We start from the raw sequence: 22,576 nt of genomic DNA on the forward strand, positions 1-22,576 counted from the left end.
CGACTGACTCGGCGAACCTCAAAATTGGTAGCGCCGACGCTATGGGCGATAACATCGATGGAGGCTGACAGTGGCCCCGGTATGCTGCTGTTTCTATGGCCCACGACCCGATTTCAGGAGACCGACGTGCCCAACAACATCACCCTCATCGTCAACGGCGAAGAGAATAAGGTGACCACGGGCACTACCGGTGCTGAACTGTTCGCGGGACAGCGGGACATCGTCGTCGTACGTGTCAATGGCGAGTTGAAAGACCTCGACGCACCAATCCACGACGACGGCGCGCAGGTCGATGGTGTCGAGATCGGTTCCGAAGACGGGCTCAACGTACTGCGGCATTCCGCCGCACATGTCATGGCACAGGCTGTTCAGCAACTGCGGGACGACGCGGAACTGGGGATCGGCCCCTACATCACCGATGGTTTCTACTTTGACTTCGACGTCGACGAGCCCTTCACCCCCGAGGACCTGAAGAAGCTGGAAAAGATGATGCTCAAGATCGTCAACAGCAATCAGCTCTTCCGGCGACGGGTGGTGTCGGAGGAAGAAGCCAGAGAGGAAATGGCTGATGAGCCCTACAAGCTCGAGTTAATTGGACTGAAGGGCGAATCGGCCGAGGCTGAGCTCGACGCCGAACTGGACGGTGCCGAAGGTGCTTCCGTTGAGGTCGGCGCCGGGGAACTCACCATTTACGACAACGTCGACCGTAAGAGCGGCGAGACGGTTTGGAAAGATCTGTGCCGCGGCCCGCACCTGCCGAATACCAAGTTGATCTCCAATGCCTACGCATTGACCCGTTCGGCTGCGGCCTACTGGCGCGGCAGCGAGAAGAACAAGCAACTGCAGCGGATTTACGGCACCGCCTGGCCGACCAAGGACGATCTGAAGGCCTACCAGGAGCGCATCGTCGAAGCCGAACGACGCGATCACCGCAAACTCGGCAGCGAACTGGACCTGTTTTCCTTTCCCGACGAGCTTGGCTCCGGCCTGCCGGTGTTCCATCCCAAGGGCGGCATTATCCGTAAGGTGATGGAGGACTATTCCCGGCAACGTCACGTCGAGGCCGGCTACGACTTCGTCTATACGCCGCATATCACCAAGGGAAAACTGTACGAAGTTTCCGGGCACCTGGACTGGTACCGGGACGGAATGTTCCCGCCGATGCACGTCGACGAGGAACTGAACGACGACGGAACTGTGCGCAAGCCCGGCCAGGACTACTACCTCAAGCCGATGAACTGCCCAATGCACTGCCTGATCTTCCGTTCGCGCGGACGTTCCTACCGTGAACTGCCGTTGAGGATGTTCGAGTTCGGCTCGGTATACCGCTACGAAAAGTCCGGTGTGGTTCACGGACTTACGCGGGTGCGTGGAATGACACAGGATGACGCCCACCTCTTTTGTGCACGTGAGCAGATGAAGGACGAGCTGACAAAGACGCTGGAATTCGTTCTCGGACTCCTGAAGGACTATGGACTGGAGGACTTCTACCTGGAGCTTTCCACTAAGAACGAGGAAAAATTCGTCGGTTCCGATGAGATCTGGGACGAGTCCACGAAAACGCTCGCCGAAGTGGGTGAAGCTTCCGGGCTGGAACTGGTTCCGGATCCAGGCGGAGCCGCATTCTACGGCCCGAAAATCTCCGTTCAGGCCCGTGACGCCATCGGGCGGACGTGGCAGATGTCCACCATTCAGCTGGACTTCAACACGCCGGAAAGGTTTGAACTCGAGTACCAGGCCGCCGACGGCTCACGTCAGCGGCCGGTGATGATCCACCGTGCCCTGTTCGGCTCCATCGAACGGTTCATGGGCGTACTGACCGAACACTACGCGGGTGCCTTCCCGGCCTGGCTGGCCCCCGTGCAGGTAGTCGGCATCCCGGTGGCGGACGCCTTCAATGACTACATGTTCGACGTCGTCGACAGGCTCAAGGCTGAAGGCATCAGGGCCGAAGTGGATATCAGCTCTGACCGCTTCCCGAAAAAGATCCGCACCGCCAGCAAGGATAAAGTTCCCTTCGTGCTGATCGCCGGTGGCGAGGACGCGGACGCCGGTGCAGTCTCCTTCCGCTTCCGCGACGGCAGCCAGGATAACGGCGTCCCGGTCGATGAAGCCGTCAGCCGCATTGTCGAAGCGGTACGAAACCGGGCAGGGTAGTACGGGTGGCCACAGGAAAGCAGGCAGCTGAGGAAATGGGCGCCGACGGCGGAATCACCGACGACTTCACGATCCCGGGTGTGCCCGACAGCTTCCAGCGCCTGTGGACCCCGCACCGCATGGCCTACATCAAGGGTGGGCAGGACCAATTCAAACATCAGGATGACTGCCCATTCTGTGCGGCGCCAACCCGCTCCGATGCAGAATCGCTGATCGTGCACCGCGGCGTCCACGCCTTTGTCGTTCTAAACCTGTTTCCTTACAACCCCGGTCATCTGCTGATTTGCCCGTACCGCCATGTACCTGACTACACCGACATCACCGTGGCTGAAACGGCCGAAATAGCGGAATTGTCCCAGACCGCCATGCGCGTACTGCGGGAGGTGGCCAAACCGACCGGCTTCAACCTCGGTATGAACCAGGGGAATACCGGCGGCGCTGGTATTGCCGCGCACCTGCACCAGCACATCGTCCCACGATGGGGCGGAGACGGGAACTTCCTGCCGATTATTGCGCAGACAAAGGCCATCACGCAGACGCTCGACGAAGTACGCGAGCTTGTTTCCGAGGCATGGCCGTCCGGCGCCGGCGCAAACGGCGACAGGGACTAAAGGCACAGCGGATGCTCAACAAATATGCGCGCGCGTTTTTCGCCGGAATCTTCACTCCACTGGCACGGATGCTGATCCGGATGAAGATTTCCCCCGATGCCGTCACCCTGACCGGAACCCTGGGAGTATCGGCCGGGGCACTGGTTTTTTACCCCCTGGGGGAGCTGTTCTGGGGAACAGTATTCATTACCGTGTTTGTATTCTCGGACATTGTTGACGGGCTGATGGCCCGGATGCTCGGGCGGACCGGTACCTGGGGAGCATTCCTCGATTCAACCTTGGACCGTTTCGGCGACGCTGCGGTGTTCAGCGGTCTGATCATTTGGTTCTTCACCGGCGGGAACAATCCCACCATTGCCGTGCTGGCGCTGGCCTGCCTCATCCTCGGCAGCCTCGTCTCCTATGCCAGAGCCCGCGCCGAAGGACTGGGCATGACCGCCAATGTGGGCATTGCAGAACGCTCGGAACGCTTGGTGGCTGTACTGGTTACTACCGGATTCACCGGTCTTGGACTGCCTGAGCCAATCCTGCTGGTAGTACTCGTCCTGCTGGCCATTGCCAGCCTCATTACGGTGCTGCAACGCATCCTCACTGTGCGGCGGCAGGCGCTGGAGCCACGCTCCACCGTGGACTAAACCCTCATCCGAGGCGCGTTTCGTTCACCGGAGTAACCTTGTACGCCGGACCTTGGCGGTCGGCATAGAATTAGGGGACATCTTTCTCGATTCTTAGGGGCTCTCTGTGTCCATTACTGAAACATCGACGCCGGTTCCGGTCACCGGCAGCAGCCGCGTCAAGCGCGGCATGGCGGAAATGCTCAAGGGCGGCGTCATCATGGACGTCGTCACCGCGGAACAGGCACGGATCGCCGAAGATTCAGGTGCTGTTGCCGTGATGGCGCTTGAGCGCGTTCCTGCCGACATCCGTGCCCAAGGCGGCGTCTCCCGCATGAGCGATCCGGACATGATCGACAGCATCGTCAATTCGGTTTCCATCCCCGTAATGGCTAAAGCCCGGATCGGCCACTTCGTTGAAGCCCAGATCCTGCAGTCACTCGGCGTGGACTACATTGACGAGTCTGAGGTACTGACTCCGGCCGACTACACCAACCACATCGACAAGTGGAACTTCAAGGTTCCCTTTGTGTGTGGTGCCACGAACCTCGGTGAAGCATTGCGCCGGCTCAATGAGGGTGCAGCCATGATCCGTTCCAAGGGCGAGGCCGGAACGGGTGACGTCTCGAACGCCACGACGCACATGCGCCAGATCCGTGCCCAGATCAAGCGTCTCTCCTCCATGCCTGAGGACGAGTTGTACGTTGCGGCAAAGGAACTGCAGGCGCCGTACGAACTGGTCAAAGAAGTAGCCACTGCAGGCAAGCTTCCCGTTGTCCTCTTCACCGCTGGTGGAATCGCGACGCCGGCTGATGCTGCCATGATGATGCAGCTCGGTGCCGACGGTGTCTTTGTTGGATCCGGAATCTTCAAGTCCGGGAATCCGGCCGCCCGGGCTGCTGCCGTCGTCAAGGCAACAACATTCTACGACGACGCCGATGTTCTGGCCGACGTTTCCCGTGGTCTTGGCGAGGCGATGGTTGGCCTCAATGTGGACCAGATTCCCGAGCCGCACCGGCTGGCCGAACGCGGTTGGTAAACCACAGTATTAACCAGTGACAGCTGAAGTACTGGTAAAAAGCCGAGGGTGAGCGGTCCATTGGCCGCTCACCCTCAGCTTTTTAGTTCTGGAGGAAATTGCACCTGCCCAGTTGGTTGTTACTCGAGTCCGCGCCGCTTCAGCAAAGGTGCGATCTCGGCGTCGCGTCCGCGGAAGTTGCGGAACGCCTCCAGCGGATCAATACTGAACCCTGTTGACAGCAGTTCCTTTCGGAAATGGTCTCCGTTCCCGCGGGTCAGTCCGCCATTGGCTTTGAACCACTCCACCGTGTCGGCATCCATGACTTCGCTCCAAATGTAGGAGTAGTAACCGGCGGCATAACCGCCGGCGAAAATGTGCTTGAAATATCCGGTACGGTAGCGCGGCGGAATCAGGTTCAAGGCCACGCCCGCCCGCTCCAGTGCTTCGGCTTCAAACGCCAATGAATCTGTGATTTCCGTGCCAGGGGCCAACTCATGCCATGCCAAATCCAACAACGCGGCGCCAAGATACTCGGTGGTCGCAAAACCTTCGCCCCATTGCTGCGCGGCCACCAGCTTATCGATCGACTCCTGGGGGAGCGCTTCACCCGTCCTATAGTGCTTGGCGTAATTGGCGAGGATTTCCGGCCACAGTATCCACATTTCGTTCACTTGCGAGGGATACTCGACGAAGTCTCTCGGAACGCTCGTGCCCGAGAACTTCGGATAGCTGACGTCCGAGAACAGCCCATGCAGGGCGTGCCCGAATTCGTGGAACATGGTTGTGACCTGGTCATAGGTCATTAGTGTTGGTTCGCCGGCGGGTGGCTTAGGAATATTCAGGTTATTGACGACGACGGCCCGCGTGCCAAAGAGCGCGGACTGCTCGACGAGCGGATTCATCCAGGCCCCGCCATTTTTCGTGTCCCGCGTGTAGTAGTCGCCGAGGAAGAGACCGAGCGCGGTTCCGTCTTCCTCCTTAACTTCCCAGATGCGGACGTCCGGGTGATATCCCGGCAAGTCCTTCCATTCTTCGAAGGTCAGGCCGTAAAGCCGATTCGCCGCATAGAAAACGCCGTCCTGCAGGACACGCTCCAGCTCGAAATACGGACGCAAGGCGGCAAGGTCGACGTCGTACTTATCCCTGCGCACCTGCTCTGAATAGAAAGCCCAATCCCACGGCTCAAGATCGTGGCCCGCAACATCGGCGAGAATGCCGGCTTCCGCCTTGGCGTTATGGACCGCGGCAGGCGCCAACCGGTCCATCATCGTGTGGATGGCTGCCAACGACGGTGCTGTCTGATCGTTGGCGGCGTAGGATGCATGGTTTTCGAACCCCAGCAACTCGGCCCGCTCGGCACGCAGTTGGGCCATGGTTTTAGCGATGCCGAGCGAGTTGAACTCATCGTCGCGGGTTCCCCGACGGACTGAAGCATCAAAGAGACGACGGCGGGTTTCCCTGTTGGCAAGTGAGGCCATGGCGGGCTGATTGGTGGGCAGCACGAGGCTTAACATATATTTGCCCTCGTGTCCGCCTGTTCTGGCCGCTTCGGCGGCGGAGGCAATATCGTCTCCGGAGAGGCCCTCGAGTTCTGCTTCTTTTTCCACCAGCAGCGCTGAGGCGTTGGCGCCATTCATTACCAGTTGGGAGAACTGAGTGCTGAGCCGCGATAACTGACTGTTCAGCTCCCGCAACCGCTGCTTAGCACGGTCCTGAAGTTGTGCTCCAGAGCGGGTGAAAGCCCTCAGGTACTCCTCAAAGAGCCGGCGCGACTCGGCGTCAAGGTTCTCTAAATCCGGATCAACAAGGGTAAAGCGCTGGTAGAGCTCCTTATTGAGGTAGATGCTGTCCTGGTGCTCCGCCAGCCGTGGAGAGATCTCACTCTGGATCTGTTGGATGTTCCCGGTCGCATGGGAACTGGCGAGATTGAAGAACACCGCCGATACCCGTTGCAGTGTCCTTCCGGACTTCTCCAACGCGGCGACGGTATTGGCGAAGCCGGCCGGTTCTGTGTTGGAGACGATCGCTTCGACCTCTGCCTGATGTTCACCGATTCCTGCCTCGAACGCGGGCAGGAAGTGCTCGTCATGGATCTGGTCAAAAGGCGGAAGCTGGTACGGGAGCGGGCTCTCGCCGATAAAGGGATTTGTCATGGGTCAACAATTTCACACCAGTCGGCAAGTCCGGAGCCTACCCCACACGGATCAGCCAGGCGACGACAGTTATTGTCGGTGCCGGCCGGCATGCTGAAGACACACACAAACACAACAAATCGATCGGGAGGAAATTATGTGTCTTCAATGCGATGGGATGTCGCGACGCCAAGTATTGGAAAGTTTTAAAGACGTTATTCGTCGGGACGGATGGTCCATACAGTTCGTCGGGGGAGATCTGGACAATATCCCCCGTGGCTATACCGTGGGCCTGACGGAGGTGAACCATCCGGAAATTCTCGTGACCGGACGAAACATAGAGGAAACCTGCGCAATCCTCCTCGAACTCGCGTTGATGGTCGTCGATCATGGACATGTCCTGGACCCCGGCATGGAGCTTGGTTTGCACAGCCGGACGGTTTTCCTGGCCCCAATGATGGAACCGGCCAAAGTCCTGCTCACGGCCAGAGCCCTGTACGGACCCAGGCTGTCGGCTGTACAAGCCGTATGGGTCGACGACGAGGGCCGATTCCCTTGGCAACAGGCAGTTCCGGATGTGCTCACCCAGCCGATTTATGGGATGTTCACCGTCTGAACACGATGGACATCGGCGTGGTTTCCGTGGTTTGGCCCTGGGGGTTGTCACGGAAGACCGATTCGAGGGTCGCCTTGGACAGATCCGTATCGTCACCGAGGGCAACACAGCCCAGATCGTTGGCATCCATGATGGCGGTACCGGCGAAATTCTTCGCGTGCTCAGCGGGAAGTTGTTCACGGAGCAGGCCGCTGAGCCGTGCGGCAACACCTTCGGGATCCGTCGGAGCAAGCTTCACGGAGTGCGTAGAGGTGCCCACCTGGTACCCGGCGGCGCCATCAATGGCGTTGATGTTATGGCCCACAACCTCGTAGAAAACACCCTTTTTGCCTTGCAGCTTTCCGAGCACGCTGCGGCCGGATGCGTAGAGGATCCGGGAAAGGCCGACTTCATCGATTGCCAATTGCATGGACCACGGGCTGGCCAGTCCGATGCCTCCGGGATTGCGGCTGACGAAACGGCTGAGCAGCCGTGCCGCACTGGAAACCTTGATGTCCCAGACCGGAATGGACCGGCCCTGGGTCATCGCAACGATCTTCTCGCTGACGAATAGATACCAGGGAACATCATTCACGACGCCGGCATGGTCGCCGCCTGCGTCCGACAAGCCTCCAAAGAACCGCTGCACGTAGCTCAGGACAGCTGGCTCGAAATCTGTGTCACGGTAGAAGACCTCCGTGCGCAGCGGGTAGCGCCGGAAGGTTGATTCAACCGCACCATCCGTCTTTCCTCCGCTTCCCGCGACGGCAGGTGCGGTGCCCACGCCGGCCGCCGTGCCGTCGTCGTGCTTCACCGTGATGTCCAACGCCTTGGTGGGGTTGGACTCATAATCGGTCTTCGGCTCACTGCCGACCTTGACTTCGGGCTCGTCGAAGTACTCACGCAGCCACAACTCAGTATTGAGCAACCGCCAAAACACCATGGTCGATGCACTGTTCTTGTCCTGGAGGTATTCCTCGAACGCATACAGCACGGCGTCCTGATCCCAGTAGGGACGGTACTCGAAGGAGGAGGAGAGGAAAATCTCGTAGATCTTCTCCTTCATGAGCTTGAACCATTCGGCCTCCGGCGTCGTGAAGCCAATCTTGTTTCGGCGGTTGCTGATCAACTCCGGCAGCAGACCGCGTGTGGCATCCCGCAGAATGCGTTTGTTCCAACCACCCTTGATGATCGACTCGTCGTCGAGGCTGAAGAGGTACTTGACCACTTCCTTGTCCAAAAACGGAACGCGTCCCTCGAGTGAGAACCGCATGGTGTTCTTGTCCTCGTAACGCAGCACGGCAGGCAAGGACTTGTAGAACAAATCGTCAATCAGGCGAAGCTTGAGGTTGTCCGGGATATTGGAAAACTTCTCGTTGGCGTACTTGCCCGTAAACTCCTTGCGCAGGAGCGAGGAGATGGACAGACCCTTACGGTTCGTAACCATGCCCCGGAGGCGGAAGCGGCCCAAGCGGTAGAAGATATCGAGTGCGGAAGTGACCTCTTTGGCCAGCTTGCGGTACTCGCCCCGGGTCTTAAGCTGGCGCAGATAGGCAAAGTAATACGGAACATAGCCGGCCATCATCTCGTCAGCGCCCTGACCATCGAGCAGCACGGTCACATGCTTGGACGCCTCCTGCATTACCCGGTACTGGGCGTATGGTCCCGAGGAAATGATCGGTTCTTCCTGGGTGCGGACGAAATCCTCAAGATCGATGGCGAATTCGTCAGCCCTCGGGAGGATCTTGTGCGCGGTGACATTGCCTTGGCAAGTGTCCAGGACGGCGTCAGCGTAGTTTTCCTCATCATTAATCGAGTTCGGAAACACCGCGGAGAATGTCTGCTGGGTCGCACCGAGTGAGTCGGTGGCAGCGGCATGTTCCTGCATCAGCTTATTAATAGTGACGACGACGGCGGAGGAATCCAGCCCGCCGGACAATGCGGTGCCGACTGGAACCTCGGACTGCAGACGCAGTCGTACTCCTTCGGTGAAGCGGCGGCGGTATTCGTTGATGACCTCGCGGCTGTACGGCGTCTCCACCGAGGCGAGCTCCGCGAGTTCCTCCTTGAGCCGGGTGTAGGAACTGACCTCGAACTCACCGGTGGCCGTATCGATGACCATCTTTTCGCCCGGCATCAATTTCCGGATGCCGGCAAAGAAGGTTTCCGGTTCGTCGTCGTGGATCCGGAACTGGAGGTAGCGGTAGAGGATGCGCTCATTCGGCCGGCGTTCGATCTTGTCGGCTGCAAGGATCGACTTGATCTCGGAGCCGAAGAGGATCTGCGGCTTATCGTCCGTGCCGGCGTTGGCGTAATACAAAGGCTTAATACCGAAGTGATCACGTGCCAGTACGACCCGGGAACGCTTCTTGTCGTAGATGGCAAAGCCGAACATGCCGTTAAAGCGGTCAAACGCCTCATCGCCCCACTCTTCGTAGGACTGCAGCAGCACTTCCGTGTCGGAGACGGTGCGGAACGTGCGGCCCAGGGCTTCGAGCTCCGCCTTGAGCTCCAGGTAGTTGTAGATTTCGCCGTTGTAGATCAGCACGACGTCGCCGTCGGCGCTGTACATCGGCTCCTGCCCATGCGCGACGTCGATAATCGACAACCGCCGGTGGGACAGTCCAACTGTGTCCTCGTTGAAATAGCCCTCGCCGTCGGGGCCACGGTGCTGAATGCACTCGTTCATTGCTTCAAGAAGGGAGTTGTCCTCCGTGAAGCCACAGTATCCGGCGATTCCGCACATAGTGCCTACCTCATCTATTGCTGATCGGTCTCCCGTCAATGCTAATGGCTCTGGCCGACAGAAACTGACCCAACCGACACGACGCCGGAAGGGCCGCCTATGATGTCTGGGTGACTAATTCAACCGGAACCGCCGACGGGCGGGGACTGCACGTCGGCGTGCTCGCACTGCAGGGAGATGTCCGGGAGCACCTTTATGCGCTGGAAGCCAGCGGTGCAACGGCCGGTTTGGTACGCCGGCCCGCCGATCTCGACTCCCTCGATGGGCTGATAATCCCCGGCGGGGAATCAACAACGATCGATAAGCTCAGCCGGATTTTCGGACTGGCCGGGCCGCTGAAGGAGCGTATCTCCGCTGGACTGCCGGTCTATGGTTCATGCGCTGGAATGATCCTGCTGGCCGACGGTATTGCCAATCCCGCCTATGACAGTGCCGGGAATCCGCAGCAGACCTTCGGTGGCCTGGACATCACTGTGCGGCGCAACGTCTTCGGCCGGCAGCGTGAATCGTTCGAGGCAGATCTTCAATTCGCGCAGCTTCCGTCCGGCGGCGGCGAGCCGGCCCCTGTCCACGCCGTCTTCATCCGGGCACCATCGGTCGAACGCGCCGGTGCCGGCGTCGACGTGCTGGCCAGCGTGGAGGCCACAGGCCCAGGTCATACGGAGCCATTGGAAGGGACGGCTAGAATTGTGGCAGTACGTTCAGGCACTAAGCTGGCGACCTCGTTCCATCCTGAGGTTACGGGGGAGCGCCGCATTCACGAACTTTTCATTCGTATGATCAGAGGAGAAGCGTAAAAGTATGTCGGGCCACTCCAAATGGGCAACCACCAAGCACAAGAAGGCGGTCATTGATGCCCGCCGCGCGAAGTCGTTCGCCAAACTGATCAAGAACATCGAAGTCGCGGCCCGGGCCGGAGGCGCCGACACGGCCGGAAATCCCGCGCTGGTGGAAGCCATCGCGAAAGCGAAAAAAACGTCCGTGCCCAACGACAACATTGATCGTGCAGTTAAGCGTGGCGCCGGTCTGCTCGGCGAAGCAGTCGAGTATCAGACGATTATCTATGAAGGCTATGGTCCCAGCGGTGCTGCGCTGCTGATCGAATGCCTTACCGACAATAAGAACCGTGCCGCATCCGAAGTGCGGTTGGCGGTTAACCGCAACGCTGGAAACATGGGTGATCCGGGTTCCGTCTCCTACATGTTCACCCGCAAGGGCGTCATCTCCCTGCCCAAGAACGACCTTTCCGAAGACGACGTCCTGCTGGCCGTCCTGGAGGCCGGCGCTGAACAGGTCAACGACGAGGGCGATTCCTTTGAGGTGATCTCTGAGGCGACGGACCTGCTGGAGGTCCGCACCGCGCTTGAGGAAGCCGGAATCGAGTATGAAACGGATGAAGCTGCTTTCGTCCCCTCGGTAAAGGTTGAACTCGAACTGGCTGACGCGCGCAAATTCATGCGGCTGGTGGACGCATTGGAGGAGTTGGACGACGTGCAGAACGTTTACTCCAATGCGGACATCAGCGACGACGTCCGTGACCAGTTGAACGAAGAAGACTAGATTTCCGTGCTGGAGCGCGGACCGTATCCGGATGCGCAGGTGCCGTTCTCAAGTGCGTGGCGGCCGGACAACCGGTGTCGGCGGTCAGGCTGCCTCCTGTGACGCTCCGTGTTCTCGGCGTCGACCCCGGTCTGACCCGCTGCGGATTTGGGGTGGTCGATGTTGAGCCCAACCGGCGGGCCACACTCGTAGCTGTGGGGGTCGCCGGTACGGAGCCTGCCGAACGTCTTGACCTGCGGTTGCTGGCAATTGCCCGGGCGGCGGATGAGTGGCTGGACACGCACAAACCGCAGATCGTCGCCGTCGAACGGGTCTTCAGCCAGCTCAATGTCAGCACCGTCATGGGAACAGCTCAGGCGTCAGGAGTCGTTATCGCAGCCGCGGCCCGCCGGGGGATTCCCGTTGCTTTGCACACGCCAACCGAGGTGAAAGCCGCAGTCACAGGGCACGGTTCCGCTGATAAAGCCTCGGTGACGAAGATGGTGACCAAGATTCTCCGGCTCAGCGACCCGCCCAAACCTGCCGACGCCGCCGACGCGCTTGCTTTGGCCATCACCCATGCGTGGCGTTCCGGTCCAAACGCTGCCGGCCCAGAACAGGGAGCTTCGATGACGGCCGCGCAGAAAGCGTGGGCCGACGCCGAATCGAAGGCAAAGTCAGGAACGGGACGCGGCCGTTAAGATGGGGCGGCGGTGTGGCGGCACGCTAATTGTCGGAGCCCCACGTTAGGGTTAGTAAATATGTTCGGTATACAGCCTGGACGCTAATAAGGAGGCCACTGCCATGATCAGTTCACTGCGCGGAACAGTTGCCCATGTCGGCTTGAACTCCGCAATCATCGACGTCAACGGCTTCGGCATGCTGGTTCAGGCGACGCCACAGACTTTGAGCAGCCTGCAAACCGGCCGGGAGGCAAGCGTCTGCACCGCGATGGTCGTCCGTGAGGATTCAATGACACTGTACGGCTTTGAAGACGCTCAGCAGCGGGAGGTTTTCGAGACTCTGATCGGTGTCAGCGGGGTAGGCCCCCGGCTGGCCCTGGCAGTGCTCGCGGTTCACGATCCGGAGGCAATCCGGGTGGCTGCATCCTCTGGTGATGACAAAGCGTTCAGCAAGGTACCCGGCATTGGTCCCAAGGGTGCACGCCGGATCGTTCTTGAACTGGCCGGTAAACTCGTTCCGCTCGAAGATAAGGCCGCACCCGCCTCGGGATCGGGCTGGAAGCCAAAGGTGCTCGAGGCGATGACAGGTCTTGGTTGGTCTGAAAAAGATGCCTCTGCCGCCATAGACGCGGCCACAGAGGAGGCCCCTGAAGTGGCGGCACGGGGCAATGTCGCGGAAATCCTGCGCCTGACCCTTCGCCGGCTCGGCCAGGACGGTGCACGGAGTTCCCGGGCATCTTCGGACAAAGTGACTGCAGGTTCCTGATGGAGCCAGGATCAGAGCAGGAGAATCCACTAATCTCGTCCAACAGCGAACCGGAGGAGAGGGCCATGGAGGCTGCCCTCCGCCCCCGGAACCTTGACGACTTCGTGGGCCAGCAACGGGTCCGCCAGCAACTCTCGCTGTTGCTGGAAGCGTCCCGATTGCGGGACCGCAGCGCCGACCATGTGCTGCTTTCCGGTCCGCCAGGCCTGGGCAAGACCACGTTGGCGATGATTATCGCTTCAGAGATGAACGCGCCGTTGCGGATCAGCTCAGGTCCGGCCATCCAACATGCCGGTGATCTTGCGGCCATACTGTCCTCGTTGGCCGAGGGAGAAGTCCTGTTCCTCGACGAAATCCACCGGATGTCCCGTCCCGCTGAAGAAATGCTCTACATGGCAATGGAGGACTTCCGCGTCGACATTGTTGTTGGGAAAGGCCCAGGGGCAACAGCCATTCCGTTGGATCTTCCGCCATTCACGCTGGTGGGCGCCACCACCCGTGCCGGACTGTTGCCGGGTCCGCTGCGCGACAGATTCGGATTCACCGGACATTTGGAATTTTATTCGGTGGAAGAGCTCGAACTAGTGCTCAGACGCTCGGCGATGCTAATGGATCTCAAGGTGAATTCGGCTGCCTTCAGTGAGGTGGCGGGCCGTTCCCGCGGCACACCACGTATTGCCAACCGTCTTCTGCGTCGTGTCCGTGATTGGGCGCTGGTCCATGGGATCGAGCAAATTGACTCGCGGGCAGCCTCGGCTGCGCTGGACATGTATGAAGTTGATGAAAAGGGTCTGGACCGCTTGGACAGGGCTGTCCTGCTGGCGTTGATTAACAAATTCCGCGGCGGGCCGGTTGGTCTTTCCACTCTGGCCATTGCTGTGGGGGAGGAGCCGGAAACCGTGGAGACGGTTGCCGAGCCTTATTTGGTCCGGGAGGGACTGCTCGGTCGTACTCCGCGCGGACGGATTGCCATGCCGTCGGCATGGGAACACCTCGATCTGCCTCTGCCCGCCCACATGTCGGCGGCCGGACAGGACGAATTGTTCGGAATTGGAACCGAAAATGTTCCGGAATGGCTACAAAACTCACGTTAAAACAGCATTTGGCGACTTCTCCGACTAGACTGGTATGACATCCGGCACGATCGTGCCCAACCACTGTTGTGCGAACCGCCGGATCTGTGTGTCCAACGGCACGTTGGCGCATCCCATAGACCGCAGATGAAGAGGAACGGAACATAACTTTGTTCGTAAATGTTTTGGCCGAAATCACCCAAGGCTCCGGGGACGCACCAGCGTTTGACCCTTTCCTGCTGATCATGTTGGCCATCTTCGGCGTCTTCATCTTCATGATGTTCCGCAAGAATAAGAAGGCCCAGAAGAAGACGCAGGAGCAACAGTCACAAATGGCACCCGGCGTGGAGGTGATGACCAGTTATGGTCTCTTCGGTACCGTCGTCGCCCTGGACGAGGCTGAGAACAAGGTAGTCCTCGAACTGTCTCCGGGTAACCAGGCCACGGTTCACCGTCAGTCGGTCACCAAAATTGTGACGCCTGTTGAAGAGGACGACGACGACGCCGTTCCGGATGATGCCTCGTCACTGACCGGCACTGATGCCTCCGGACCCACCGGTGCTGCGGGGTCACATGCTGACGACACCGTTGATTCCACGGAGGAAACTGTTCACCGTCCCGGCAAGGATGAAAACGACAAGGACCGCTAGTCGCGATGCCACGTACCGGTACAACCGCCGTAGCCAGACGGGTCCTCGTCTGGCTCGGCGTAATTACTGCGCTGCTCACCGCTTTACTGGCAGGGGGCACAAACTGGGGCAATGCCAGCTGGGTCCCCAAGCTTGCCCTCGACCTGGAGGGCGGTACGCAGATGATTCTGTCGCCGGAAGTGACCGGCGACGCTGAAATAACTGACGAGCAGCTGCAGCAGGCTGTCCAGATTATCCGCCAACGTGTTGACGGGTCCGGAGTCTCCGAAGCCGAGATCACTACCCAATCGGGCGACAACGTCGTCGTCAGCCTTCCCGGCATTCCCTCGGCTGAGACTCGCCAGCTGATTCAGACCTCGGCCGAACTCCAGTTCCGTCCGGTTCTGGAGGTAGCAAATGGTGCACCTGTTCCCAAGGATCAGCGAACCCCAGAGGACCAGCTGCCGACGCCTTCGGCCGAACCGGCTGGCGCCAGTGACCCAAACTGGATCGACGCGGAACTTCAGAAAGAATTCGAGGCCCTCAACTGCACGGGCAAGGCTGCAAACGCGCCTGTTGAAGACAAACCATTGGACCAGGCCGTAGTTGCCTGTGACCCGGATACCGGCGCGAAGTACATTTTGGGGCCGGTGGAAGTACAAGGCGACCAGATCACTGACGCCGGTTTCGGGCAAGTCCAGAGCACCACCGGCTCCACACTGAACCAGTGGGCCGTCAATATCGAGTTCAACGACGACGGAACTCAAGAGTTCGAAGACGTGACAACACGTCTCTTTAGCCTCGACGGCGCGCGGAACCAGTTCGCCATCGTCCTCGACGGCAAGGTGATTTCGGCTCCCACCACGAATGCTGTGATCTCCGACGGCCGGCCACAGATTACCGGTAACTTTACGGAGGATTCTGCCCGGGCGCTGTCTGAGCAGCTGAAGTACGGTGCCCTGCCGATCAGTTTTGAGATACAGAGCGAAAACCAGATTTCCGCCACGCTCGGTGAAGATCAGCTTCGTTCGGGAGTGCTGGCCGGTGTTATCGGACTACTCCTGGTCGTTGTTTACTCACTGTTCCAGTACCGCGCTCTGGGATTCGTCACCGTCGCGTCCTTGGTTGTGGCCGGCGTCCTGACGTATTTAGCAATCTGTATCCTGGGCTGGACCGAGAACTATCGATTGTCCCTGGCCGGTGTAGCGGGTCTGATTGTGGCCATTGGCCAGACGGCGGACTCTTTCATCGTCTACTTTGAACGCATCAGAGATGAACTCCGCGATGGGCGCGGTCTCGTTTCAGCGGTGGAGAACGGCTGGCGACGCGCTAAACGTACCGTTCTCGCCTCGAAGGCCGTCAACCTACTGGCCGCCATCGTGCTCTACTTTGTCGCGGTAGGGAACGTGCGTGGATTTGCTTTCACCTTGGGCTTGACGGCCATTGCGGACCTGATCGTGGTCTTCATGTTCACCCACCCAACTCTGCAGCTCCTCGCACGTACAAAGTTCTTTGGCGGGGGCCACAAACTCTCCGGCCTTGACCCTGCCGGACTCGGGGTGCTGCCGCTCTACCGGGGCGGCGGCCGGCTGCGTCAGACCATCGACCGCACGCCGCCCAAGACGGGAAAGAACGCGGTCGCTTCAGGGGAAGCGGGCAGACGGCAAACCATCGCCGAGCGGAGGCTTGCGGAGAAACAGGATTCCATGGCCGGTCCTTCCAAGAGCCAGGACGAGGAGACCAAGTAATGCCTAGTTTTTCAACGTTCGGCAATGAGCTCTACACGGGCAAGCGATCCTACGACTTTGTGGGCAAGCGAAAGCTTTGGTTCTCCATCACGCTGGTCCTGATTGTTGTTTCGATCATCATTCCGGTGGTCAAAGGTGGGTTCAACCTCGGGATCGATTTCCGCGGCGGGTCCCAGTTCACCGTGTCCAACGTCGTTGAAGAGGACATTGCCGCCGGCGAGGAAGCTGTGACCTCCGTGGTGGCGGAAGCCGAACCACGGGTGACGAATATTTCCAACAACACCATGCGCGTCCAGACTGATCAGTTGAGTGACGAACAGACGCTCGACGTCCGGGATGCACTGCGGGAAGCGTACGGGGTCTCCCAACAGGAGGTAACGTCCACCTATATCGGTCCTGCCTGGGGACAGGACGTCACCCGGCAGGCGATTCAGGGGCTGATTATCTTCGTGGCCCTGGCCGCCGTGATGATGGCGATCTACTTCCGCACTTGGAAGATGTCGCTGGCTGCGGTCAGCGGTATGGTCACCGTGCTGGTCACTTCGGCTGGATTGTATTCGTTGAGCGATTTCGAAATCACGCCTTCGGCTGTCATCGGATTCCTGACGATCCTCGGCTACTCGCTCTATGACACGGTGGTCGTTTTCGACAAGATCCGGGAGAACACGCTCGACATCGATAAGTCGACTAAGAGGACTTTCGCCGAGCAGGTGAATCTCGCCACCAACCAGACACTGGTGCGCTCAATTAACACATCGGTGGTTGCTGTATTGCCGGTGGCATCAATCCTGTTTATTGGCGTCTACCTGCTTGGTGCCGGTACGCTCCGCGATCTGGCCCTCGCCCTGTTTGTCGGCATCATTATTGGAGCGGCAACGACTATCTTCGTCGCGGCCCCGATGTATTCTATGCTCCGGGAAGGCGAACCTGAACTTCAGCGGCAGGCAAAACGCGTCCGGCAGCGGCGTGCCCAGGAGGAAGCCGAAGCATCGCGGGAAACCGCAACAGCCTAGGCAACTGACAACAGAACCGGCCGGTGACCCTGAACGGGGACGCTGGCCGGTTCTGTTTATGTCCATGCCGTTGCGGGCATAGACTAGGAATAGTCCGTGAGCCAAGAGGTTGGAAACGGGGCAATGCACGGCGGCTTCCGCCCGTCGGCGGAGGGAGAAGAGTGGAGGATCGCAGTCCGGCCAGCGGCCACTCAAGCCAGCAGGCCGACGTCGGCACCGGCGCACTTCAGGACGTGCGTAATGAGTCGCGCGCCCCAATGGCCCCTGCCCCGGACACTCCGGTGGAAACCGGAACGCGGGCCGGAACGGCAGAACGTCCCGACAGCAGCGACGGAGCCGCGGCCGAGTCCCGGCCCACCTTCCCCGGCCGGCGGGAACGTACGCGCGCCAGGATTGCCCGCCTTACCGGCCGGGGACCCAGTGGGTACTCGCCCATTCTCGAACCGCTGCTTCGCACCGTCCGGGCCAACAATCCCAAAGAGGACTTCGACCTCATTCAGCGTGCTTTCGTGGTCGCCGAACGCAGCCACGAAGGGCAAAAGCGGAAGAGCGGCGATCCCTACATCACCCATCCGGTTGCAGTAGCGACCATTCTTGCCGAACTGGGCATGACCGGCACAACCTTGGCAGCGGCTCTGCTGCACGACACCGTCGAAGATACCGAATACACGTTGGACCAGCTCCGCGCGGAATTCGGTCCTGAGGTGGCCATGCTGGTCGACGGCGTCACGAAGCTGGACAAGGTGACCTTCGGTGAAGCGGCCCAAGCCGAAACGGTCCGGAAAATGGTCGTGGCGATGGCCAAGGACATTCGTGTGCTGGTGATCAAGCTCGCCGATAGACTGCACAACGCCCGGACGTGGCGCTTCGTTTCGGCGGAGTCCTCGGCGCGCAAGGCCCACGAAACGCTGGAGATCTTCGCCCCGCTGGCACACCGATTGGGCATGAATGCGATTAAGTGGGAGCTGGAGGACTTATCGTTCGCCGCCCTGCACGCAAAGGTGTACGAAGAGATCGTACGGATGGTGGGGGAGAGGACGCCCGAACGCGAGAAGTACCTCTCGACCGTCCGGAACCAGATCTCCGAGGATTTGAAGGCCGTCAAGATCAAGGCAACGATCACTGGACGCCCCAAGCACTACTACTCCATCTACCAGAAGATGATTGTCCGCGGTAAGGACTTCGACGACATCCACGATCTGATGGGCGTTCGGGTTCTCGTGGATTCGGTCCGCGACTGCTATGCGACTCTGGGCTCACTCCATTCCAGGTGGAATCCGCTGCCGGGACGTTTCAAAGACTACATCGCGATGCCGAAGTTCAACATGTACCAGTCGCTGCACACGACAGTCATTGGCCCAGGCGGCAAACCGGTGGAGATCCAAATCCGCACGCATGACATGCACCGCCGCGCAGAATACGGTGTGGCGGCTCACTGGAAGTACAAGAACCAGGGCCATACCGGCACGGAACACAAAGACGGCGACATGGACTGGCTGCGGTCACTGGCCGACTGGCAACAGGAGACCGCTGACCCTGACGAGTTCCTCGACTCGCTGCGGTTCGAAATCAATGCCCAGGAAGTCTTCGTTTTCACTCCCAAGGGTGAGGTGATGGCCCTGCCCTCCGGATCCACCCCAGTGGACTTCGCCTACGCCGTCCATACCGAAGTGGGGCACCGCACGATTGGTGCCAGGGTTAACGGCAAACTTGTGCCCCTGAACAGTGTCCTTAACCATGGTGACTGGGTGGAGGTCTTCACGTCCAAGGCGGAGGGTGCCGGACCGAGCCAGGATTGGCAGGGCTTCGTCAAGAGCCCCCGGGCACGCAACAAGATCCGCCAGTGGTTCACCAAAGAGCGCCGCGAAGAAGCCATTGAGAAGGGTAAGGACCAGCTCACGCGGGCAATGCGTAAACAGAACCTGCCGCTGCAGCGGATGATGACGCACGACGCGCTGACTGCCGTTGCCCAGGAAATGCGGTACGTCGACATTTCAGGGCTTTACGCTGCGGTCGGGGATAGCCACGTCTCGGCGGCCAGTGTGATCGATAAGCTGGTGGAGTCCCTCGGCGGCCACGAACCGGCTGAAGAGGAATTCCCGGAAGTCGCGGTTCCTCCCGGCCACGGTCGCTCGAAGGCCACTGATTCGGGCGTGATGGTCAGGGGAGTCGAAGACGTTTGGGTGAAGCTGGCGCGTTGCTGCACACCGGTACCCCCGGACGCCATCCTTGGATTTGTCACCCGCGGCTCCGGTATTTCGGTGCACCGCAGTGATTGCCGGAATGCCCAGCAATTGCTCGACCAGCCGGACCGGATCGTCGAAGTTGAATGGGCGCCTACTCAGGCCAGCGTCTTCCTGGTGGAAATTCAGGTCGAGGCACTGGACCGCAAGAGCCTGCTGTCGGACGTCACGCGCGTCTTGTCGGAAAGCCACGTCAACATCCTCGCTGCAAGCGTCAGCATCTCCAGAAACCGCGTCGCTCTATCGAAATTCGCTTTCGAGATGGTCGATCCCAAATACCTCAGTCATGTGCTGGGTGCGGTCCGGCGCATTGATGGCGTCTTCGACGTCTACCGGACTACGGATTCCCAGCGCCGCAGCTAGTCTTCCCTGGCACTCTCCATCAACTCATCCACCAGGGTGAGTGCAGCACGTTTGCGGGGAACCCGGACCAGGACGTCCAGCGCGTTTTTAACATCGTCCAGCGTGCAGGCCAGTGCGGGGTTGGCGGTCAACGCCTTGACCCAAGCCGCGGACTGCGCTTCCGGAGAATACAGTGCGAGATCCCGGGCGGTGCGTACCGGCGTGGTGACGGTGGTACCGGCCAATGTCAGCGTATCGGAAGCGGGCAGTTGAACTTCATGAAGCAGGCTGCCGCTGAAAGGACCGACCGAAGTCGTGCGCCGGTTGCGGTCGATCAACAGACTGATCCTGGCAGGAGCGGGAGCGCAACCGTAGATCCAGGCTGCACTTTGGCGCCCGATTACGGCCTTCTTAAGCAGTCCTGCCGTCACCTCATCGGCCATGGCGCCAGCCCGCAGAGCCGGACCGGCCCGAGTCCCTGGCCGGACGTATGTCGATCCGAACACGTGGGTCAGGAGTCCGTCCAACGCCATTGATTGCAACTCCGCTGCGGAAAACGGATTGTCCGCCTGGAACACCCTCGCTGATGACGTCGGAACCAACGCCGGCACTGTGGCACGGTGTGCGGTCGGTGCTGTAGGCGGGGCAGAGGGCATGGTTCAAGCCTGCCGTGTGTGGGCCCGGATGCAAAAGCCCCGCGGCCCCGACTGTGGATAAGCCAGTGCCGCGGGTCTCAAGATGCGCGTCCTAGTGAAGGTCCTTGGCGGATTTCTGGATCTGGTCCAGCCACTGCTGGCGGGCTGCCAAGGCTTCCTCGGCCGCAGCAATTTTCTTCTGGTCGCCGGCTTTCCGGGCAGTCTCCAAGTCGTCCTGGAGTCCGGCAATGGTGGATTCCAGTTGATTCATGGCACTGTTGGTCCGCGCCTTCGTTTCCGGGTCACTCTTGCGCCAATGTTCCTCATCAGCCTTGCGCACGGCTTCGTCGACTTCGCGGAGACCGGCTTCTACACGCGCCATATCGGAACGCGGAACCTTGCCGGCCTGCTCCCAGCGTGCATGGATGGACTGCAGCGACTTCTTTGCGCTGGACAGGTCCTTGACCGGGAGCAGCGCCCGGGCCTCGACAAGGAGTTCCTCCTTCACGACCAAATTGGCAGAAAACTCCTGGTCGATCTCTTCGTTCGCTGCCTGCCGAGCGGAGAAGAATTTATCCTGGGCGGCACGGAAGCGAGCCCAAAGGGCGTCGTCGTCCTTCCTGCTGGCACGTTTGGATGCTTTCCACTGGTCCATGAGCTTCCGGTATTCCCCGGCAGTGCGGCCCCAGTCCGTTGAATCGGAAAGTGCTTCCGCTTCTTTGATCAGCTCTTCTTTGGCCTCCTTCGCGGCGGCGTTCTCGCTGTCCAGCCGCGAGAAATAGGCCCGGCGGTGACGGTCGAACAGCGTGCGGGCAGACCGGAAGCGCTTCCACAGTGCATCCTCGGTTCCGCGCCCAAGCCGCATTCCGTTCTTCTGCGCCGATTTCCATGACTCAAACAGTTCATTCATGCGGGCACTGCTGTGCTTCCACTGAATGGTGGCAGGATCCGCGCCGGCAATCTGTTCAGCTTCAACGACAATGGCCTCGCGCGCGGCGGTTTCCGCGGATTTGGCCGCTTCGTGCTCGGCACGCTCAGTCTCCTTCAAATCCGCAATATCGGTGCGGAGCTTCCCGAGCCGGGACTCAAGGGCGAGAACGTCTCCCACCATGGACCGCTCGGCGACCTGGGCCTCAAGATGTTCGACGGTCTTGATCATGTCGGTGGTCGGTGCCTTCACCGCCACCCGCTGCTCCAGCAGCCCAACCTGGCCGGCGACGTCGTCGTACTTGCGTGCGAAATAGGCCAGAGCATCATCGGAGGATGCATCGGGGTACTGGCCGACGCTTTGCTCATTGCCGTCTACCATCAGGAAGACATGGCCCTCGTCGTCAACGCGTGCCCATTTGGACGCCTCAGCAACAGAGGTGCTGTGCACCGGTGGAGCGGCAACCGCGGACTGAGCCTTCCCCTGGCGGACCTTGGGAGCAATGGCGGCTGGAGTGGGCCGGGGGCCCGGACGCGGGGACGGTTTTGGGCTGGCCGCCAGCTTCGGCGCCGCGGTCTCGTTTGGAGCAACGGTCCCGGATGCTGCTGCATCGCTCGCCGGTTCAGAGTTGCCGGCCGGTGCATCCCCGCCGTGCTCTGGTACGTCCGTGCCCGTGTCGGCGCCCAGTTCGGAACTGGCTTCGCCCGTCCCGTTCGTCTGCTGCAGTTCGGCCGCCGAAGGGTCCTTCACCGCGTCATCACCGCTTCCGGTCTCAACCGGTTCGTCGTGCTGCTGGGCTTGGCCTGTTTCATCGGGTTTCTGACTATCTGTCACCGCTAAAAGTCTTTCGCTTGGGGGTCGCCCGGCGCTTGCAGCGCAGGGCATTTAATTCAATGTGAACGAGTCTATCGTCACAGGATCTTTAGGCGTGCCGTCGTTGGAACTGGTTCCGGATGACTTTAACCCATTGGCGGCGATTTCCTTCACCACGTCAAGGCCTTCCGTAACCTGGCCCATGATGGTGCAGGTTACGGAGCTGCGCGGAATGGTGCTGTCCTCATACACCAGAAAGACAGTGTGTACACACCCTCGTCCTTGCTG

19 protein-coding genes are annotated in these 22,576 nt (G+C 60.1%); 14 read left to right on the forward strand and 5 right to left on the reverse strand.

The window, feature by feature from the left end:
- Positions 1-81 precede the first annotated feature (81 nt).
- The 4 genes from thrS (at position 82) to pdxS (ending at position 4,421) form a co-directional block, all read left to right on the forward strand.
- Positions 82-2,157, forward strand: a complete 2,076-nt coding sequence (gene thrS, locus Y707_RS0115005; protein ID WP_051442068.1) for a threonine--tRNA ligase — start codon at positions 82-84, stop codon at positions 2,155-2,157.
- Positions 2,158-2,192: 35 nt separating this feature from the next.
- Positions 2,193-2,768, forward strand: a complete 576-nt coding sequence (locus tag Y707_RS0115010; RefSeq protein ID WP_026535690.1) for an HIT family protein — start codon at positions 2,193-2,195, stop codon at positions 2,766-2,768.
- An 11-nt stretch (positions 2,769-2,779) separates the two neighbouring features.
- Complete coding sequence (pgsA, locus tag Y707_RS0115015) at positions 2,780-3,403, forward strand: phosphatidylinositol phosphate synthase (protein ID WP_026535691.1); 624 nt, start codon at positions 2,780-2,782, stop codon at positions 3,401-3,403.
- Positions 3,404-3,509: 106 nt separating this feature from the next.
- Entirely contained in the window at positions 3,510-4,421 is a 912-nt protein-coding gene (gene pdxS / locus Y707_RS0115020; RefSeq protein WP_035781872.1) for a pyridoxal 5'-phosphate synthase lyase subunit PdxS, read from the forward strand.
- Positions 4,422-4,540: 119 nt separating this feature from the next.
- On the opposite strand, the gene Y707_RS0115025 is transcribed toward pdxS, so the two are convergent.
- Positions 4,541-6,556 (reverse strand): M3 family metallopeptidase, encoded by a 2,016-nt coding sequence (locus Y707_RS0115025; protein ID WP_026535693.1) that lies wholly within the window; start codon positions 6,554-6,556, stop codon positions 4,541-4,543.
- 175 nt (positions 6,557-6,731) lie between these two features.
- On the opposite strand from Y707_RS0115025, the gene Y707_RS0115030 reads away from it, so the two are divergent.
- Positions 6,732-7,151 carry a DUF4262 domain-containing protein gene (locus tag Y707_RS0115030; RefSeq protein ID WP_162150229.1) on the forward strand — a complete coding sequence of 140 codons (420 nt, stop codon included), beginning with the start codon at positions 6,732-6,734 and terminating at the stop codon, positions 7,149-7,151.
- On the opposite strand, the gene asnB is transcribed toward Y707_RS0115030, so the two are convergent.
- A complete protein-coding gene (gene asnB, locus Y707_RS0115035; protein ID WP_026535695.1) occupies positions 7,141-9,876 on the reverse strand; it encodes an asparagine synthase (glutamine-hydrolyzing) in 2,736 nt (911 codons plus the stop codon). The two genes, Y707_RS0115030 and asnB, sit on opposite strands and share 11 nt — an antisense overlap.
- A gap of 110 nt (positions 9,877-9,986) precedes the next feature.
- On the opposite strand from asnB, the gene pdxT reads away from it, so the two are divergent.
- From pdxT to Y707_RS26440, 9 genes are all read left to right on the forward strand, one after another.
- Positions 9,987-10,673: a pyridoxal 5'-phosphate synthase glutaminase subunit PdxT gene (gene pdxT, locus Y707_RS0115040; protein WP_026535696.1), complete on the forward strand. Its 687-nt coding sequence runs from the start codon at positions 9,987-9,989 to the stop codon at positions 10,671-10,673.
- A 4-nt stretch (positions 10,674-10,677) separates the two neighbouring features.
- Positions 10,678-11,436 (forward strand): YebC/PmpR family DNA-binding transcriptional regulator, encoded by a 759-nt coding sequence (locus Y707_RS0115045; protein ID WP_026535697.1) that lies wholly within the window; start codon positions 10,678-10,680, stop codon positions 11,434-11,436.
- Positions 11,437-11,534: 98 nt separating this feature from the next.
- A complete protein-coding gene (gene ruvC / locus Y707_RS0115050) occupies positions 11,535-12,116 on the forward strand; it encodes a crossover junction endodeoxyribonuclease RuvC (protein ID WP_026535698.1) in 582 nt (193 codons plus the stop codon).
- A gap of 103 nt (positions 12,117-12,219) precedes the next feature.
- Positions 12,220-12,864 (forward strand): Holliday junction branch migration protein RuvA, encoded by a 645-nt coding sequence (gene ruvA / locus Y707_RS0115055; RefSeq protein ID WP_026535699.1) that lies wholly within the window; start codon positions 12,220-12,222, stop codon positions 12,862-12,864.
- Positions 12,864-13,958: a Holliday junction branch migration DNA helicase RuvB gene (ruvB, locus tag Y707_RS0115060; RefSeq protein WP_035781874.1), complete on the forward strand. Its 1,095-nt coding sequence runs from the start codon at positions 12,864-12,866 to the stop codon at positions 13,956-13,958. Before ruvA ends, ruvB begins: the two co-directional genes overlap by 1 nt.
- A 149-nt stretch (positions 13,959-14,107) precedes the next feature.
- Positions 14,108-14,587: a preprotein translocase subunit YajC gene (gene yajC, locus Y707_RS0115065; RefSeq protein ID WP_442853300.1), complete on the forward strand. Its 480-nt coding sequence runs from the start codon at positions 14,108-14,110 to the stop codon at positions 14,585-14,587.
- Between the two features lie 5 nt (positions 14,588-14,592).
- Entirely contained in the window at positions 14,593-16,314 is a 1,722-nt protein-coding gene (gene secD / locus Y707_RS0115070) for a protein translocase subunit SecD (RefSeq protein WP_026535702.1), read from the forward strand.
- Positions 16,314-17,327: a protein translocase subunit SecF gene (secF, locus tag Y707_RS0115075; protein WP_026535703.1), complete on the forward strand. Its 1,014-nt coding sequence runs from the start codon at positions 16,314-16,316 to the stop codon at positions 17,325-17,327. The genes secD and secF overlap by 1 nt, the downstream gene beginning before the upstream one ends.
- A gap of 257 nt (positions 17,328-17,584) precedes the next feature.
- Positions 17,585-19,933, forward strand: coding sequence for a RelA/SpoT family protein (locus Y707_RS26440; protein ID WP_051442074.1), 2,349 nt, complete (start codon positions 17,585-17,587; stop codon positions 19,931-19,933).
- Here Y707_RS26440 and Y707_RS26445 read toward each other — a convergent pair.
- From Y707_RS26445 to Y707_RS0115095, 3 genes are all read right to left on the reverse strand, one after another.
- Positions 19,930-20,568: a type IV toxin-antitoxin system AbiEi family antitoxin gene (locus Y707_RS26445; protein ID WP_081744907.1), complete on the reverse strand. Its 639-nt coding sequence runs from the start codon at positions 20,566-20,568 to the stop codon at positions 19,930-19,932. The two genes, Y707_RS26440 and Y707_RS26445, sit on opposite strands and share 4 nt — an antisense overlap.
- Before the next feature lie 91 nt (positions 20,569-20,659).
- Positions 20,660-22,309 carry a DUF349 domain-containing protein gene (locus tag Y707_RS0115090; RefSeq protein WP_026535704.1) on the reverse strand — a complete coding sequence of 550 codons (1,650 nt, stop codon included), beginning with the start codon at positions 22,307-22,309 and terminating at the stop codon, positions 20,660-20,662.
- Between the two features lie 51 nt (positions 22,310-22,360).
- Entirely contained in the window at positions 22,361-22,540 is a 180-nt protein-coding gene (locus Y707_RS0115095) for a peptidylprolyl isomerase (protein WP_026535705.1), read from the reverse strand.
- Between the last annotated feature and the right edge of the window lie 36 nt (positions 22,541-22,576).

Source organism: Arthrobacter sp. H14 (assembly GCF_000520495.1).
In the GTDB taxonomy this organism is placed as follows: Bacteria; Actinomycetota; Actinomycetes; order Actinomycetales; family Micrococcaceae; genus Arthrobacter_C.

Bases quoted from the DNA above. Each gene is read 5' to 3' on its own strand.
- thrS (WP_051442068.1), top strand. From the start codon at position 82: ATGCTGCTGTTTCTATGGCCCACGACCCGATTTCAGGAGACCGACGTG.
- Y707_RS0115010 (WP_026535690.1), top strand. From the start codon at position 2,193: ATGGGCGCCGACGGCGGAATCACCGACGACTTCACGATCCCGGGTGTG.
- pgsA (WP_026535691.1), top strand. From the start codon at position 2,780: ATGCTCAACAAATATGCGCGCGCGTTTTTCGCCGGAATCTTCACTCCA.
- Y707_RS0115025 (WP_026535693.1), bottom strand. From the start codon at position 6,556: ATGACAAATCCCTTTATCGGCGAGAGCCCGCTCCCGTACCAGCTTCCG.
- asnB (WP_026535695.1), bottom strand. From the start codon at position 9,876: ATGTGCGGAATCGCCGGATACTGTGGCTTCACGGAGGACAACTCCCTT.
- Y707_RS0115045 (WP_026535697.1), top strand. From the start codon at position 10,678: ATGTCGGGCCACTCCAAATGGGCAACCACCAAGCACAAGAAGGCGGTC.
- ruvA (WP_026535699.1), top strand. From the start codon at position 12,220: ATGATCAGTTCACTGCGCGGAACAGTTGCCCATGTCGGCTTGAACTCC.
- ruvB (WP_035781874.1), top strand. From the start codon at position 12,864: ATGGAGCCAGGATCAGAGCAGGAGAATCCACTAATCTCGTCCAACAGC.
- secD (WP_026535702.1), top strand. From the start codon at position 14,593: ATGCCACGTACCGGTACAACCGCCGTAGCCAGACGGGTCCTCGTCTGG.
- secF (WP_026535703.1), top strand. From the start codon at position 16,314: ATGCCTAGTTTTTCAACGTTCGGCAATGAGCTCTACACGGGCAAGCGA.
- Y707_RS26440 (WP_051442074.1), top strand. From the start codon at position 17,585: ATGGCCCCTGCCCCGGACACTCCGGTGGAAACCGGAACGCGGGCCGGA.
- Y707_RS26445 (WP_081744907.1), bottom strand. From the start codon at position 20,568: ATGCCCTCTGCCCCGCCTACAGCACCGACCGCACACCGTGCCACAGTG.